Raw genomic sequence first — 15,187 nt, 5'->3', positions numbered from 1 at the left:
CTTATTTTTCTGCAACAGCTACAGTGATGTGAGCTGTACGTTTGTTGATTGGTGAAGCTGAACCTTTCGCACGTGGACGGAAACGTTTCATAGTTGGTCCTTCGTTTGCGAATGCTTCGGATACTACCAAGTTAGCTTTATCCAAACCAAAGTTGTTTTCAGCGTTAGCTACTGCTGAGTTCAAAACTTTCAAGATGATTTCAGCAGCTTTGTTTGGTGTGAATGTCAAGATTGCAATTGCATCGGCTACGCTTTTACCACGAATGTTATCAAGAACAAGACGTGATTTACGAGGTGAAACACGTACTGTACGAGCCATTGCTTTAGCTGAAGTAATTTCTGCCATTTATGTTCTCCTTATTTTCTACGTGTTTTCTTGTCGTCTGCAGCGTGACCTTTGTAAGTACGAGTTGGTGCAAATTCACCAAGTTTGTGACCTACCATGTCTTCTTGGATGTAAACAGGTACGTGTTTACGTCCGTCATAAACTGCAATAGTGTAACCAATGAAACTTGGGAAGATCGTTGAACGACGTGACCAAGTTTTAATAACTTTTTTCTTTTCGTCGTTAGCTTGAGCTTCAACTTTTTTCATCAAATGCTCATCGACGAAAGGTCCTTTTTTAAGACTGCGTCCCATTTTTATATTTTCTCCTTTAAATGTTGTACCACAGCGGCTTGCGCTCCTATGGAGCGCTACCGAGCTGGCGGATTTACTAGTTGCTTAGGCGACTAGTTTAATATTATTTCTCGTTGCGACGACGAACGATAAGTTTGTCAGATTTCGCTTTCTTATTACGAGTTTTAAGACCAAGAGCAGGTTTGCCCCATGGAGTAGATGGTGCTTTACGACCAACTGGTGCTTTACCTTCACCACCACCGTGTGGGTGATCGTTAGGGTTCATTACAGAACCACGAACTGTTGGGCGGATACCTTTCCAACGGCTACGTCCTGCTTTACCAAGGTTTACAAGTCCATGTTGTTCGTTTCCGACGACACCAACTGTAGCACGGCAAGTTCCAAGAATCATACGAACTTCACCTGATTGAAGACGAACAAGAACGTATTTACCTTCAGAACCCAATACTTGAGCAGATGCTCCAGCAGCACGTACCAATTCACCACCACGACCTGGTTTCAACTCGATGTTGTGGATCAAAGTACCAACTGGGATGTTAGCAAGTGGAAGAGCGTTTCCGACTTTGATATCTGCTTCTGGACCTGAAACGATACGTTGACCTACTTCAAGACCTTTTGGAGCGATGATGTATGCTTTCACACCGTCAGTGTAGTGTACAAGAGCGATATTTGCAGAACGGTTTGGATCGTACTCGATTGTTTTAACAACTGCTTCAACGTTGTCTTTGTTACGTTTGAAGTCAACCAAACGGTAGAAACGTTTGTGTCCACCACCTTGGTGACGAACTGTGATACGACCGTTGTTGTTACGACCAGCCTTGCTCTTCAATGCAACAAGCAATGATTTTTCAGGAGTGCTTGTTGTGATTTCAGCGAAATCCAAAGAAGTCATATTACGGCGACCGTTTGTTGTTGGTTTATAAACACGAATTCCCACGATATTTCCTCCTTAGATTATTCAGCTTCAGCAGCAAACAACTCGATTGCTTTAGAATCAGCTGTAAGTGTGATGATAGCTTTTTTAGTTTTGTTAGTAAAACCAGTGTAACGTCCAACACGTTTAGCTTTTGGTTTTACGTTGATTGTGTTAACATTAGCAACTTTAACACCTTCGAAAGCAGCTTCAACAGCTTGCTTGATCAAAAGTTTGTGTGCACGAGTGTCAACTTCAAATACATATTTGCCTGCTTCAAGTTGAGCCATTGAGCTTTCAGTGATTACAGGTTTTTTGATAACATCATACAAATTCATTATGCAAGAACCTCCTCGATTTTAGAGATAGCTGCTTGTGTGACAAGAAGTTTGTCGCTATTTGCGATGTCAAGAACACTTGCAGTTGTAGCAGTTGCAACTTTCACGTTTGGAAGGTTACGAGCTGAAAGAGCTGCGAATTCATTTCCTTCTTCAAGGATAACAAGAACTTTAGAATCGATGCTCAATGCTGCAAGAACTTTTGCAAATTCAGCAGTTTTTGGAGCTGTAAATGAAAGAGCGTCTACAGCTACGAATTTGTTTTCAGCAACTTTTTCAGAGTAAACTGATTTAAGAGCTAGGCGACGAACTTTTTGTGGAAGTTTGTAGCCGTATGAACGTGGAGTTGGTCCGAAGACAACACCACCACCACGCCATTGTGGTGAGCGGATAGAACCTTGACGAGCACGTCCAGTTCCTTTTTGACGCCATGGTTTGCGTCCACCACCTGATACTGCAGAGCGGTTTTTAACAGCGTGTGTTCCTTGACGAAGGCTTGCGCGTTGGCTGATGATCACATCAAACACAACTGATTCATTTGGTTCGATACCAAATACTGCATCGTTAAGAACAACTTGGCCAGCTTCTTTACCAGTTTGGTCAAATAATGTTACGTTTGCCATTGTGACTGATTTCCCCTTTCTTTATTATTTACCAGCTTTAACTGCTGATTTGATAGTGATAAGAGATTTCTTAGCACCTGGTACGTTACCTTTGATAAGGATAACGTTCTTTTCTGGAACAACTTGTACAACTTCAAGGTTTTGAATTGTTACGCGGTCGCCACCCATACGTCCTGCAAGGTTTTTACCTTTGAATACGCGGTTAGGTGCAACAGGTCCCATAGAACCTGGACGACGGTGGTAACGAGAACCGTGAGCCATTGGTCCACGTGATTGTCCGTGGCGTTTGATAACACCTTGGAAACCTTTACCTTTAGAAGTACCAGTTACGTCAACAACGTCTCCAGCTGCGAATGTTTCAACTGTGATTTCAGCACCAACTTCCAAGCCTTCAACGTTTTTGAATTCACGAATGAAGCGCTTAGGAGCCGTGTTAGCTTTCGCTACATGTCCTTTAGCAGGTTTGTTGCTCAATACTTCGCGTTTGTCATCGAAACCAACTTGGATAGCGTTATATCCGTCTGTTTCAACAGTTTTAACTTGAAGAACAACGTTTGGAGTTGCTTCAATAACTGTTACAGGGATCAATTCGCCAGCTTCAGTGAAGATTTGAGTCATTCCCACTTTTTTCCCTAAGATTCCTTTTGTCATGAGAAAATAGTTCCTTTTCTATATTTTTATTCAAAAAGTTTTTAACGAGCGTTTTTTATGCTCAAGGTATCAAGCTTTAGATTAAAGTTTGATTTCTACGTTTACACCACTTGGAAGATCCAATTTCATCAACGCATCAACTGTTTTTTGAGTTGGGTTAACGATATCGATCAAACGTTTGTGTGTACGCATTTCAAATTGTTCGCGAGAGTCTTTGTATTTGTGAGTCGCACGAATGATTGTGTAGAGGCTACGTTCAGTTGGAAGTGGGATTGGACCCGCAACTTGTGCACCTGTACGAGTAGCTGACTCTACGATTTTTGCAGCCGCTGTGTCAAGCGTACGGTGTTCGTAAGCTTTCAAACGGATACGGATTTTTTTGTTTGCCATCTTTTTCTCCTTTTCGTCTATTTAAGATAATAGGCTAGCTCCACAAGAAAACCGACGCGGCGTTGCGTGGCAATGCAACCGAGCGTGTCGCAACCTCTTGCATCAAAGCTAAAGCTGTAATTTACAGCACCATAATAGAATAACACAAAGCCCCTGCGATTGCAAGGGATTTGTTGCTATTTTTTCGTTTTTTTACAATGAAACTGTTTTCTTTTTTTATAGGTCATTTATTTAACTATTCTCTATAGAAGAAAGTTATTCTCTCTTCACCTGTTCATAGCTTTCTTTTCCGTCATTGAGCTTGTCCCAAATCACTACTTGCCCACTTTTGAGGGATTTTTGCACATCGATGATGCGTTGATTGGACGAACCTCGAAACTGGAGCATGAGATTTCTCTTAGTTCGGTCATACCGTCCATCTACAAGGATGTCAATTAGCGATAAGAGTTCCAATTTGTCTGGAGTCTCCAGCATCATTTCTTCCCAAGTGTAGCCCGTCCAGGACCAGATGTCTTTTTCTGGCAATTCCTTTCGAATGCGTTTAACGAGAGGCAGGAGAATCCCCGTATTGAGGAAGGGCTCCCCTCCCAGCAAGGTCAAGCCTTGAACATAAGGTTGAGCGAGATCTGCCATGATCTGTTCTTCTAATTCTGCTGTATAGGGAATGCCAGCATTAAAAGACCAAGTCGCAACATTATAACATCCCTCGCAGTGAAACATGCAACCTGATACATAGAGAGAGTTACGCACACCTTCTCCATCTACAAAGTTAAAGGCCTTGTAGTCGATGATACGCCCTTGACTGAGTTCCTCGCTTTTCCATTCTTGTGGTTTTGGATTATTCATTCGCTACCTCTATCCAATAACGCTCGACTCCATTACGAACATCCTCAAGGAGCCCACCATTTGCTAAAATGACTGCTCTGCTAGCAGGATTATTCACGCTACAGGTCACAAGAGCTTTCTTGATGTTCTTTTCCTTAGCAACTTGCAAGCCCTGACGGAGAGTTTCTTTAGCATAACCTTTACCTCTTTCTGATGGACGAATGGAGTAACCAATGTGGCCAGCATAATTCTGCAACCCCTCATTCAGTCTCAATCGCAGATTCAAAAATCCTAGAGCACGACCTACATCATCAAATGATACAAATTGAATAGAAGGAACACGATTTTCAGGCAAGTTTATTCCCATCTCTTTTTGCATATTTGTTTCCAACCACTCTTCATACACAAAGTTCTCTGTATCCCAAAAGCCCCCATCGTGGGCTGATTGGGTCTGCTCAAACTCTGCCATCATATCTAAAACAGCCTTCTTATCTGCTAATCTTGGTCTGCGTAGTTCCATCCTTACCTCCCACTAAGAGAAAAGCGAGAGCTGACTCTCACTTTTATTTTTTCTTGTTCTTGTTTAAAAATTGTTCTCTGAGGTTGAGCAAACGTTCTTTCTTACCAGCTCCACCTTTAGAGTGTTTCTCGTGATAACGGGTCACTTGTGCGCGCCCTTTATCGTCTAATTGGTATTTTCCCATTTCATTTCTTTCTAATTTGTTACTTGGTGGCCAGCCATTTTAATCGTTGAGCCATTCATGTGTTTGACACGCGCTGCGATTTCCTTGTGACGCCCATTGACCATAGGTCTCGCTTGAGGATTACCTAAGTAGCCACAAGTCCGTTTAACAACGTCTACTGTTTTAGGGTCGCTATTGCCACAGTTTGGACAAGCAAATCCTCTCTCAGTTGGTTCAAAATCCCCTTCAAAGTCACACTTATAGCAACGGTCAATTGGAGTATTAGTGCCCAAATAACCCACACGGTCATAAGCATAGTCCCAGACAGCTTCCAAGGCCTTTGGATTTTGCTGGAGGACTGGATACTCACAATAATGGATGAAACCACCTGATGCACCTGCTTCTGGATAGACTTTTTCAAAATCCAATTTTTCAAACGGTGTTGGATTTTTACGAACATCGTAGTGGAAAGAATTGGTGTAGTATTCCTTGTCTGTAATATCAGGAATAGAACCAAACTTCTCTGTATCTAGTCGGCAAAAACGGTCTGTCAAACTTTCAGACGGTGTTGAGTAAATGGAGAAATGGTAGCCATATTGGTCAGACCACTCTTCTACACGGCGTTTCATATCACGAATGATATCCAGCGTGAATTCCTTGGCTTCTGGATTGTGTTCCCAGCTATTTCCAAAGAAGACGGTAGCCACTTCGTACAAACCGATGTAACCCAGCGAAACGGTTGCTCGACGATTCTTAAAGAGCTGGTCAACACTTTCTTCTTTACCTAGACGATGACCAAAAGCACCGTACTGATAAAGGATAGGAGCATTGGCCGGCGTTGCTTCTTTGGTACGTTCGACACGATAAACCAGAGCATCTTCTGCGATATTCATACGCTCGTTGAAGATTTCCCAGAACTTATTCATGTCTCCCTCAGACTCGAGGGCGATGCGAGGCAGGTTAACCGTCACAACACCCAGATTCATCCGACCTGAATTGACTTCTACGCCATTCTCATCCTTCCATCCTTGAAGAAACGAACGGCAGCCCATAGGAACTTTGAAAGAACCTGTCAAATTAACAATCTTATCATAGGACAAAACATCTGGGTACATCCGCTTGGTTGCGCACTCTAGAGCCAACTGCTTGATGTCGTAGTTGGGTGTCCCTTCCTCTAAGTTGAGTCCTCTTTTAAGCGTAAAGATGAGTTTAGGGAAGATAGCTGTGCGGTGTTCTGAACCGAGCCCATTGATACGAATGTTTAAAATTGCCTTTTGAATTTCTCGTTCAAAACGACTAGTTCCTAGACCAAAGCCTAGAGAAGTAAAAGGCGTTTGTCCATTTGAAGTAAAGAGAGTATTGATTTCATACTCGAGTGATTGCATGGCATCGTAGATGTCTTTTTGCGTTTTCTTCCAGGCATAATCTTCCCGCTTTTCAGGCAAGACCCACTCTTTTGCATCTTTGAGGTGTTTTTGGTAATTTTTCTCTGCATAAGGCGCCAAAACTTCATCAATACGGTCAGCTGAACAGCCACCGTACTGGCTAGAAGCAACGTTGGCGATAATTTGGGAAATCTGAGCTGTTGCAGTCTGAATAGACTTGGGACTTTCTACCTCTGCATTTCCAATCTTAAAACCATTTTCCAACATACCTTTAAAATCAATCAAACAGCAGTTGGTCATAGGTGTATAGGGACTGTAGTCCAAATCGTGATAGTGGATATCCCCTTTTTGGTGGGCATTGGCTACGTGCTTAGGAAGCATTTGCAGTCCGATTGACTTTCCAACAATCCCTGCTGTCAAATCGCGCTGGGTGTTAAAGACATCGCTATCTTTATTTGCATTTTCATTGACAACCGCCTGGTCTTTATTGAGAAGCTTATGGATACTAAAGTTGATATCCGTCGCTTTTGAGCGCTCAAAATCCCTCTGCGTCCGATAAGTAATATACTCCTCAGCCAGCGCATATTCTTTGGCTTCAAGCAATTCATGTTCTACGATATTTTGAATTTCGTAAATCTTAACCCCCTGTGGAAAGCGACTATGAATTTCTGTGACAATTCGCTCGGTCAGAGCATTGAGGCGCTTTTCAACCAAGGGTGTCACATCCATAACCTTGTCAGCCGCCTTGTGGAGAGCCTTGTCAATCTTGTCCACATCAAATACAACACGTCTCCCATCTCGTTTCTCGACGAAGAGAGTTGGCAAAATTGTAATTTTTTCTTCTAGTGCAATCATATGCATGCTCTTTTCTAAATTGTTCTTTCTAAAAAGTATTATACCACTCTAAGAAGAAAAATCAATATCTTGTGTTAAAAATCCTAAAATTTTTAAAAATACACAAGATATTGATTTAGTTATTTGATTTTATAGACTTTGAATTCTGAGTAATCTGTCTTTACTGGTTGGTAATTTTCTTTCAAAATTGTTTCCACTTCAGACCAGACTGCTACCTTATCATTCACCACAATCACCTTGGGTTGTTTTTCTTTCAAGTCATTGAGTAGCTTATTCCGATTTTCCTCAGTTGCTGTATAGTGCAACGGGGACAAAATAGCCGATGGCGACAAGCGCTCACTCTTACGATAAAGAGTTGCAGTATCATCCCATGCATAGATAGCATCTTCCGTACTTGTCTCCTCTTTCACCAAATCAGCAAGACGCTCACGTTCTTGATAAGGTACTGGATAAAGGACAAATCTCATCAAAAAAAGGAACAGCCAAAAGATATAACAAAGTTAAAATCGGTAGGTAAAGATTTCCTTTAGTATAGCGATGCCAGAGACTAACAGTCTCTTCTCTGCGTCTTCTTCTAACGCTACGACCACTCTGTTGCCCCTTGATATTGGACACTAAAAGTAGAAGAAAGACCGGAAAAATGAGCATCAAACGGGATGCATGTAGAGGATCCTGTGTAAAGAAAATCACTACCAAACCTAAAATTAGGAACAAACTCGCAGGCACTGAGATGACATATAGTTTAGAGGATTTAGATTGAAAGAGACCTAAAAAGACAAAAACCAAAACTCCTATGCCAAGAGCCAACAACCCATAAAACAAAACATTTTCTAACAATGCCGAAACAGAAGTCAAACGAATGGAATGAATTGGATACAAAATTCCACTAATCGCATCCTCAAAACTTCCTGTTGCAACACTATAGTAGGCAGTTGGATAAAAGACCAGTGAAAAACCTAAAGCCACTGCAAGAAACTGATAAAATCCATGTACAAAGCGTCTATGCCCAAGGTTAAAGACCAACAAGCCTAAACTCACTACAGCAATAAACAGGAGCGATGTCAAGGGAGCAAAGAAAAATCCTCCTGCCAAAGCCAGCCCAATCCGTACAAATCCCTTATCATGGCTTGGATTGCTTAGGTAAGCAGCAACTAAACTAAAGGCCGCGAATAAGAAGGGAAGCGCTAAAAGAGTCGCATATCCTCCACCAAAAGCAAGACCTGTAACTAGCATATAAAAAATAGTCACCAGTTGTCCAGCTTGGTCTCCTTGCTCTGTCAAGGTGTCCGCCGATCGAAAGAGGAAAAATCCTCCTGCTACCAAGGCTAACCACTCAAAGATGGCAAAGAGAAATCCGCCCTGAGTCACGTAAGTCAGCAAATAATAAAGCAAACCTTGACTTCCATAATAGTCGCTGTAAATCTTCCCTGTCTGATGAAGGGCCCAACCTGCATAAAAATCCTGCACTTCCTGCGCACTCATTAAATCGAGTAATAGCGGTACTCCTAGAGTTATCCCCGTTACAAGCGTACTCCATAGTAAAATTTTTACCAAAGGAAGACGACTTGATTCACGATGATGCGATTCTTGTTCGATTTGGTATTCTAGAGGTTCACGATTCTCCTGATGAACTTCTTCTACTCTACCATACACACTCATATCGTTTCTCCTATTCAATTTATCTGTCTTAGTATATCAAAAAGTCCTAGGATTGTCAGCTTACGATGGTTGTTTGAGTGATTTTTTGCATAGTTTCACAAAGGTTTCAATTTCTCGAAATCGGTGTAAATGTGTCTGTTTAAATGTCATGATATAATTCAATTCTTTCTGGGTCAGCATCGTCCCTCCCTATATCTTCTTATTCGTAAAAGACAAGAAAAATAGGACTGGTTTGTGTCCTCAGTCCTAGATTTCTTATAAGATAGGGGCAAATAACTGGGCAATTTCCTTAATCAATTTTTGGTACCAGCTATTTTTTATCGTATGAGCAAAAATTTCTTGCGATACTGAAAAAATCTCCTCAAAATCTTTTTGAATCTCAGTGATTGATTCTGTTTTATATAGCAAGACTGCATTTTCATAGTGGTGAAGCAAACTTCTATAATCTAAGTTAATGGTTCCAACTGCAGCAAAGTCCTTATCCACTAGGATTTGTTTACTGTGGATAAAGCCTGGACTATACTCAAAAATCCTTACTCCTGCTGACAACAAATCCGGATAGGCCCCTCTTGTGATGAGTTGGATTAATTTCTTATCTGGAATGAAAGGAGTCACGATGCGGACATCGACACCCCTCATGGCCGCATTTTTAATACTCTCTGTTAAGTCATAGTCAATAATCAAATAGGGCGTTGTGATATAGACTGAATCAGTGGCCTGATTAATCAAACTTTGATAGACTTTTTTCCCTACCTGGGTACGGAAGATGGGCTTGGGTCCACTACCGTAAGGAATGCAGAGACCTTGGCCAGAACAAGGCTGATTTTCCAAGTGATACTGATCAAAATCACTGATTTCCCCACGATTGATATACCAAGTCATCAAAAAGAGACGGGTGAGAGCCTTGACACCAGGGCCATCTAAGCGAATCCCACTGTCCTTCCAATAGCCAAAGCGTTCTACATGATTGATGTACTCATCGGCTAAGTTAATGCCTCCTGTATAGGCTACCTGACCATCTATGACAAGGATTTTACGATGGTCCCGATTGTTGTAAGCCACCGTCAAGCGAGGAATCACCTTGTTAAATTTATGGGCTTCAATTCCTCGACTACGAAGCTGAATAGTATAATCTCCAGGCAAAGTCGCCATACAGCCGATATCATCATAGAGCATCTTGACCTCTACACCTTGAGCTGCCTTTTGCTCTAGTATGTCTAGTATGCTATTCCACATTAGACCTTCTTCGACAATATAGTACTCTAGAAAGATAAACTTTTCAGCTTTCTTGAGGTCTTCCAACATATATTGCCACATGCTTTCACCCGAAGAAAAGAATTGTGAGTCTGTTCGATTATAGACGTCGGCATTGCTATCCATACTTAGCAAAGATTTGATAACTCCGTAAGCCGCCTTATCATCTTCCTTCAATTTCTGGCGGAGAGCTTTACTGTTATCCTCCCGAAAATGCATAGAACCAAGTTTGTCCAACTGCTTGATTTCTTTTTTGGATAATCGTCTTTCACCAAACATCAGATAGAGCAAAGGACCAATGACAGGAACAAAAGTCACCACTAACCACATCACTTTGCTTTCAGGCGCCATGGAACGATTGACAATCGCTACGATAGTCGCCATACTCATAAAAATTAAGACAATTACCCATAGAATAGGGGCCATCCGCCCTAAATAAAGAAAGAGACCAAAAACAAGACACAGTTCAAGCAGCATAATCGAAAGACTAAAGCCATACTTGGACATTAATAATTGAAATTTTCTATATTTCATATCCCCTCCTTGATATTTTGAATGCTAAAAACAGGTAATTAAAACTAGTATAACTCAGGTATTCGGTAGAAGGCAAGTATTTATAATCATTTTTCTGAGCAAAAGCAAAAGAGACCGAAAATTCCAGTCTCCTCCTAGTCTATTTTGATAAAATGATGCGATCAGACGCTTCTCTATCCATATCGTCGATAATCATCTGATTACCATTGATTGCATAAATCTTGACATCATCACCAATAATCATGCGTTGATTAGCAGCGTCAAAGCTAACCTGCTTGAGTTCTTGTTCCCCGTCAGTTTCTACCTGAGTCCAAGTACCAGTTGTTCCAGTTACCACTAAAGTGATACGGTCTCCTTCGTCCTGACCAGTATAAGTTCCATCAATATTAGCTGGTTGAGCCTCGGGCGCATTTTGTGAAGAACTTGTCGCTGCCTGATTTGTATTTTCTGTAAAAGATGAAGTAGCAGGTTGTAATTGCTGAGTTTGTTGTGTTTGCGGTTGAGCTGCTGGTTGTTGAACCTGTTGAGCTCTCTGTGAACAAGCTACTAAGAGACTAAGACTTGCTAGAGAGGTCAATTTATCTGCTCATGCCCCAGTATGTGGCTCCGTACTTCTGAGATAAAATAGAGAGACCCTGTAATGAATAACAAGTCCTTGGTATCGGCTCTTTCTTCAAAACTGCTGATAAATTCTCGGTAAGAGGGAATTACATGGTAACCTGTTACATCTGTCTCGTCCAGAGAACCTTGATAGTCAAAACCAGTCACCTTGAGTTCTACCTGAGGTAAATTTTCAGTCAGATAACTCAACATTCCTTGATAATCCTTCCGTTTCAAGGCTCCAAAGAGGATTTGAGGACGATAACCTTCCTGCTCTTTTTCTTTGATAAACTCCACCAGGCGAGTCAAGGCAGGAAGGTTATGAGCACCGTCCAAATAAATCTGAGGACGAATACGCTCCAAACGCCCAGCCCAATGGGTCTGCTCCAAAGCCTGTCTTACAGCTTGCTCATCAACAGATTCCCTTCCTTCTCTCATAAATAGAAGAAAAGTTTGCAACGCCAAGGCCGCATTTTCCTGCTGATAAGTTCCTTCTAAACCTATTTTCAACTGTGAAAGGTTAGCCAAAGAGCTTGAAAAATCCCCATTCAGCATTGAAAAATCCTGACCTGCCTGATAAAGGTCAACAGCTAAAGATTCGGCTTTTTTCTGACAGACAAGTCTAGCTTCTGGAGGCAATTTCGCAATCACTGCCTTTTTACCAGCCTTGAAAATACCAGCTTTCTGCTCTGCAATTGCTGCTATACTGTCACCCAGAGTCTCCTGATGGTCAAGCCCGATGGAGGTGATGACAGCAATCTCTCCAATTACCACATTGGTTGTGTCAAGTAAGCCACCAATTCCCACTTCTAGTAGAACCAAATCCACCTCTCGCTCTCTAAAATAAAGAAAAGCAATCAAGGTCAGCAATTCAAAAAAGGACAACTGGTCATGGGTTTGTAGAAGCGTCTTTTCCATCTCCCTGACCTGCTCAGCTAAACGGATAAAGTCTGCATCAGCTATTGGTTGCCCATTAATGCAGATTCGGTCATTGATAGAGACGATATGAGGGGAGGTAAAGGTCGCAACTTTTTTGCCATGCCCCATAAATAACTCCCTCATAAAAGCAATGGTAGATCCTTTCCCATTAGTCCCTGTCACGTGGATAATAGGGTAAGACTGCTCAGGATTTCCTAACAAATCCACCGCTTGCTGCATTCGGTCCAAACCTGATCGAAAATTCAAACCAATCCGACTATGGAGCCATTCTTCTACTTCAAACATACATATCTCCTTGATAAAAGTCTAATCAATTATCTAGCAAAATTCCGTAGATAACAAAAAATGAGGCCAGGATTTTCGTCCCGACCTCTTACCTGGTTAGCTAATCACTAGCAACTATGAATATTAACTTGGGCTAAAAACATCCACTGGATGTTCCAACTCTTCCAATTTCTAGGAGTTGGAGTGATACAGTCTCCCAGACTTACTTACGGTCTTTATTTTTAGCGTCAGGCTAAAAACGTCCACTGGACTTACCAGCTCTTTTTTATTTCAAAGAGCTGGGCTAAAAATATCCCCCGGACTTACCAGTTCTCTCTTATTTTAAGGAACTGGGGTAAAAATGTTCACTGGATATGCCTGCGTTTCTATTTTCTAGCGCAGGGCTAAACACGTCCACTGGACGTGTTTACTCCTCCATAAAACTATTGAAGACTTCTTCAATCATGTTCCATTCGTCTTCTGAGTCTTCTGGGATTGGTTGCAATTCGCCTTCTGTTCCATCTTCGTTTTCGATGAATGAGTAAGCTTGGATTTCAACTTGTCCGTCTTCGTCTTCTTCTGCGTTAACTGGTACTAGAAGAACATAGTTTTTACCAAATTCTTCTTTTCCATCAATCGTCAAAAGGATTTCAAACAAGGTTTCATTTCCTTGTTCATCTACTAGTGTAATTAATTCACGTTCTTCGTGGTCGTGGTTATGATCGTGTGACATAGCCTCTCCTTTATATTAAAATTTTCTATCTAAATAATTTTGTAAAATCAGCTGAGCCGCTAATTTATCAATGACTTTCTTGCGCTTATTGCGGCTAATATCTGCTTGTTCAATCAACATGCGCTCTGCGGCAACTGTTGTCAAGCGTTCATCTTGATAGTCTACTGGTAAACCAAAAAGCTCTTCTAGCTTTGCTCCGTATGCTTGACTAGCTTCCACGCGCGGTCCGCTTGTATTGTTCATATTTTTAGGCAAGCCCACTACAAATCGTTCCACCTTGTAAGTGTCAACCAACTCCTTAACGCGATCAAAACCAAATTGGCCTTGCTCCTCATTAATTTGGATGATTTCAAGTCCTTGAGCTGTAAAACCGAGTGGATCGCTAATCGCTACCCCTACCGTTTTTGAACCGACGTCCAATCCCATAATTCTCATAGGTTATAGATCGACTCCTTGTCCTTTAAGGTAGTAGCGGACCAATTCCTCAACGATTTCATCACGCTCATATTTACGGATTTGATTTCGTGCATTATTATAACGAGGAACGTAGGCAGGGTCTCCACTCAATACGTAACCTACGATTTGGTTAATCGGGTTGTATCCCTTATCGTTCAACGAAGCATAAACATCAGTCAGAGTTTCGCTAATTTCTTTTTTATTGGAATCGTCCAATTTAAAACGTACTGTTTCTTCAGTAAATCCCATTCTAACACCCTCTTTCCTTAGAATAGTACCATTATAGCATAATTCCTTACCTTCTACAATTCAGGCAGTCTATTTATTTGGATTTTCTATTGTTCTGTCGCACCATTTGCCAATCTGTCTGAAATATACTTGCTTGGTTCATTCTTCAAGAGATTTTCTAAACCAATGTTCTTCAAATATTCTAACTGAGAAGCCTTCTTGACATCCAAAACTTGAAAATCAAAACTAGTCGTTGTTTGAAGTTCGGTTGCACTCAATAGTTTAGTTTCAAGCTTAAATCCTGCTAATTTACGAGCTTCTATGATAGCCTCATCCTTCTCCTCTGCCTCCAGAAGAGCTTTTTGAGTTTCTTCCACTCCGTGTTGGTCAATATAGGTCTTCAACTCATCTGAGACTGGACGCTTTTGTTGAATGGTTAAGTTCAAAAAAGTCTTGTCTTTATAAGTAATGGTTTGAGTTTGCTGGCTACCATCATCTGACTTGGGCAAGACCAAAGTCTTGGTCACAACTGTATTCTTCTCGGCATTTTCAATAACTGGCAACGCCGACTGAAGCGTATCCTTTTCTGTTTTTGTAGCTGTTCCAGTTTCTTTTTTCTGTCCGCAACCAACCAGGACAAAAAGGAAAGCTAGGCTAACAAGAACTATTTTTTTCATTTCTTTCTTCTTTCTTTTTGAAATTAAAATAAGACTGGGAGTTGCTCCCAGCCTTGATGTTTATAGAGCTGCACGCAAACGTGCTTCTGCATTTTCTACATTACGGACAGAGCGTGGTAGGAAGGCACGAATATCGTCTTCCTTGTAGCCAACTTGCAGACGTTTTTCATCCACAAGAATTGGGCTCTTTAAAATTCTCGGTGTTTCCATAATCAGATTGAGGACTTCGTTGACACTCAAATCTTCAATATCCACTCCAAGGGCTTTGGCATAGCGATTTTTAGATGAAACGATGCTGGCTATTCCGTTATCTGTTTTGGTTAGAATATCCAGTAATTCTTCTCTCGTAATTCCTTCTTTACCAAGATTTTGTTCTTTATAACTTAACTGGTGGGCATTGAGCCAGGTTTTTGCTTTTTTACAGCTAGTACAACTTGAGACTGTATAAATTTTAATCATGTACCTACCCCTTTCGCTACATGTTACTATCAGTTTAGTCTATTATACCATAAAAAACATCCGACTTGCGACCTATTTTTAA

The 15,187-nt window shown here is 41.2% G+C and carries 19 protein-coding genes and 1 pseudogene; all 20 read right to left on the bottom strand.

The genetic code is table 11. The annotated features are described in order from the left end of the window. Window position 1 precedes the first annotated feature (1 nt). Complete coding sequence (gene rplV / locus K4Z77_RS00645; protein ID WP_000818137.1) at window positions 2–346, bottom strand: 50S ribosomal protein L22; 345 nt, start codon at window positions 344–346, stop codon at window positions 2–4. Between the two features lie 11 nt (window positions 347–357). Next, complete coding sequence (gene rpsS / locus K4Z77_RS00640; protein WP_000533766.1) at window positions 358–639, bottom strand: 30S ribosomal protein S19; 282 nt, start codon at window positions 637–639, stop codon at window positions 358–360. A gap of 103 nt (window positions 640–742) precedes the next feature. After that, the gene (rplB, locus tag K4Z77_RS00635; protein ID WP_000512911.1) at window positions 743–1,576 is read right to left on the bottom strand and encodes a 50S ribosomal protein L2; all 834 of its coding nucleotides are present in this window, start codon (window positions 1,574–1,576) and stop codon (window positions 743–745) included. A 17-nt stretch (window positions 1,577–1,593) separates the two neighbouring features. Further along, the gene (locus K4Z77_RS00630; protein WP_001055347.1) at window positions 1,594–1,890 is read right to left on the bottom strand and encodes a 50S ribosomal protein L23; all 297 of its coding nucleotides are present in this window, start codon (window positions 1,888–1,890) and stop codon (window positions 1,594–1,596) included. After that, entirely contained in the window at window positions 1,890–2,513 is a 624-nt protein-coding gene (gene rplD, locus K4Z77_RS00625) for a 50S ribosomal protein L4 (RefSeq protein WP_000024537.1), read from the bottom strand. Before rplD ends, K4Z77_RS00630 begins: the two co-directional genes overlap by 1 nt. A 24-nt stretch (window positions 2,514–2,537) precedes the next feature. Further along, window positions 2,538–3,164 (bottom strand): 50S ribosomal protein L3, encoded by a 627-nt coding sequence (gene rplC, locus K4Z77_RS00620; RefSeq protein ID WP_000160197.1) that lies wholly within the window; start codon window positions 3,162–3,164, stop codon window positions 2,538–2,540. An 81-nt stretch (window positions 3,165–3,245) separates the two neighbouring features. Beyond that, entirely contained in the window at window positions 3,246–3,554 is a 309-nt protein-coding gene (gene rpsJ / locus K4Z77_RS00615; protein WP_001284513.1) for a 30S ribosomal protein S10, read from the bottom strand. Between the two features lie 255 nt (window positions 3,555–3,809). Then, the gene (gene nrdG, locus K4Z77_RS00610) at window positions 3,810–4,400 is read right to left on the bottom strand and encodes an anaerobic ribonucleoside-triphosphate reductase activating protein (RefSeq protein WP_060805947.1); all 591 of its coding nucleotides are present in this window, start codon (window positions 4,398–4,400) and stop codon (window positions 3,810–3,812) included. Beyond that, window positions 4,393–4,899, bottom strand: a complete 507-nt coding sequence (locus K4Z77_RS00605) for a GNAT family N-acetyltransferase (RefSeq protein WP_224218144.1) — start codon at window positions 4,897–4,899, stop codon at window positions 4,393–4,395. The genes nrdG and K4Z77_RS00605 overlap by 8 nt, the downstream gene beginning before the upstream one ends. A 43-nt stretch (window positions 4,900–4,942) precedes the next feature. Continuing rightward, window positions 4,943–5,083, bottom strand: a complete 141-nt coding sequence (locus K4Z77_RS00600; protein WP_000521618.1) for a hypothetical protein — start codon at window positions 5,081–5,083, stop codon at window positions 4,943–4,945. Window positions 5,084–5,094: 11 nt separating this feature from the next. After that, on the bottom strand, window positions 5,095–7,302 hold the full coding sequence (gene nrdD / locus K4Z77_RS00595) for an anaerobic ribonucleoside-triphosphate reductase (protein WP_224218143.1): 2,208 nt from the start codon (window positions 7,300–7,302) through the stop codon (window positions 5,095–5,097). Between the two features lie 119 nt (window positions 7,303–7,421). Beyond that, window positions 7,422–8,961 (bottom strand): annotated as a pseudogene (locus K4Z77_RS00590) (damage-inducible protein CinA). 255 nt (window positions 8,962–9,216) lie between these two features. Continuing rightward, window positions 9,217–10,749, bottom strand: a complete 1,533-nt coding sequence (cls, locus tag K4Z77_RS00585) for a cardiolipin synthase (RefSeq protein WP_224218142.1) — start codon at window positions 10,747–10,749, stop codon at window positions 9,217–9,219. Between the two features lie 139 nt (window positions 10,750–10,888). Continuing rightward, window positions 10,889–11,326, bottom strand: coding sequence for an SP_0198 family lipoprotein (locus K4Z77_RS00580; protein ID WP_224218141.1), 438 nt, complete (start codon window positions 11,324–11,326; stop codon window positions 10,889–10,891). After that, window positions 11,323–12,573 (bottom strand): folylpolyglutamate synthase/dihydrofolate synthase family protein, encoded by a 1,251-nt coding sequence (locus tag K4Z77_RS00575; RefSeq protein WP_224218140.1) that lies wholly within the window; start codon window positions 12,571–12,573, stop codon window positions 11,323–11,325. The genes K4Z77_RS00580 and K4Z77_RS00575 overlap by 4 nt, the downstream gene beginning before the upstream one ends. A gap of 406 nt (window positions 12,574–12,979) precedes the next feature. Beyond that, window positions 12,980–13,285, bottom strand: a complete 306-nt coding sequence (locus K4Z77_RS00570) for a DUF1292 domain-containing protein (protein WP_000017620.1) — start codon at window positions 13,283–13,285, stop codon at window positions 12,980–12,982. Between the two features lie 15 nt (window positions 13,286–13,300). Next, window positions 13,301–13,720, bottom strand: coding sequence for a Holliday junction resolvase RuvX (ruvX, locus tag K4Z77_RS00565; protein WP_004239076.1), 420 nt, complete (start codon window positions 13,718–13,720; stop codon window positions 13,301–13,303). Window positions 13,721–13,723: 3 nt separating this feature from the next. Beyond that, window positions 13,724–13,990: an IreB family regulatory phosphoprotein gene (locus tag K4Z77_RS00560; protein WP_000507059.1), complete on the bottom strand. Its 267-nt coding sequence runs from the start codon at window positions 13,988–13,990 to the stop codon at window positions 13,724–13,726. Between the two features lie 86 nt (window positions 13,991–14,076). Next, window positions 14,077–14,646, bottom strand: coding sequence for an SP0191 family lipoprotein (locus K4Z77_RS00555; protein WP_000725151.1), 570 nt, complete (start codon window positions 14,644–14,646; stop codon window positions 14,077–14,079). Between the two features lie 60 nt (window positions 14,647–14,706). Beyond that, window positions 14,707–15,105, bottom strand: a complete 399-nt coding sequence (gene spx / locus K4Z77_RS00550; RefSeq protein WP_000591165.1) for a transcriptional regulator Spx — start codon at window positions 15,103–15,105, stop codon at window positions 14,707–14,709. Window positions 15,106–15,187: the final 82 nt, after the last annotated feature.

It is taken from the genome of Streptococcus mitis subsp. hohhotensis, from assembly GCF_020089495.2.
GTDB lineage: Bacteria > Bacillota > Bacilli > Lactobacillales > Streptococcaceae > Streptococcus > Streptococcus hohhotensis.
Note: the sequence above shows the minus strand (reverse complement) of the source record. Positions and strands in the feature narration are given on the sequence as shown.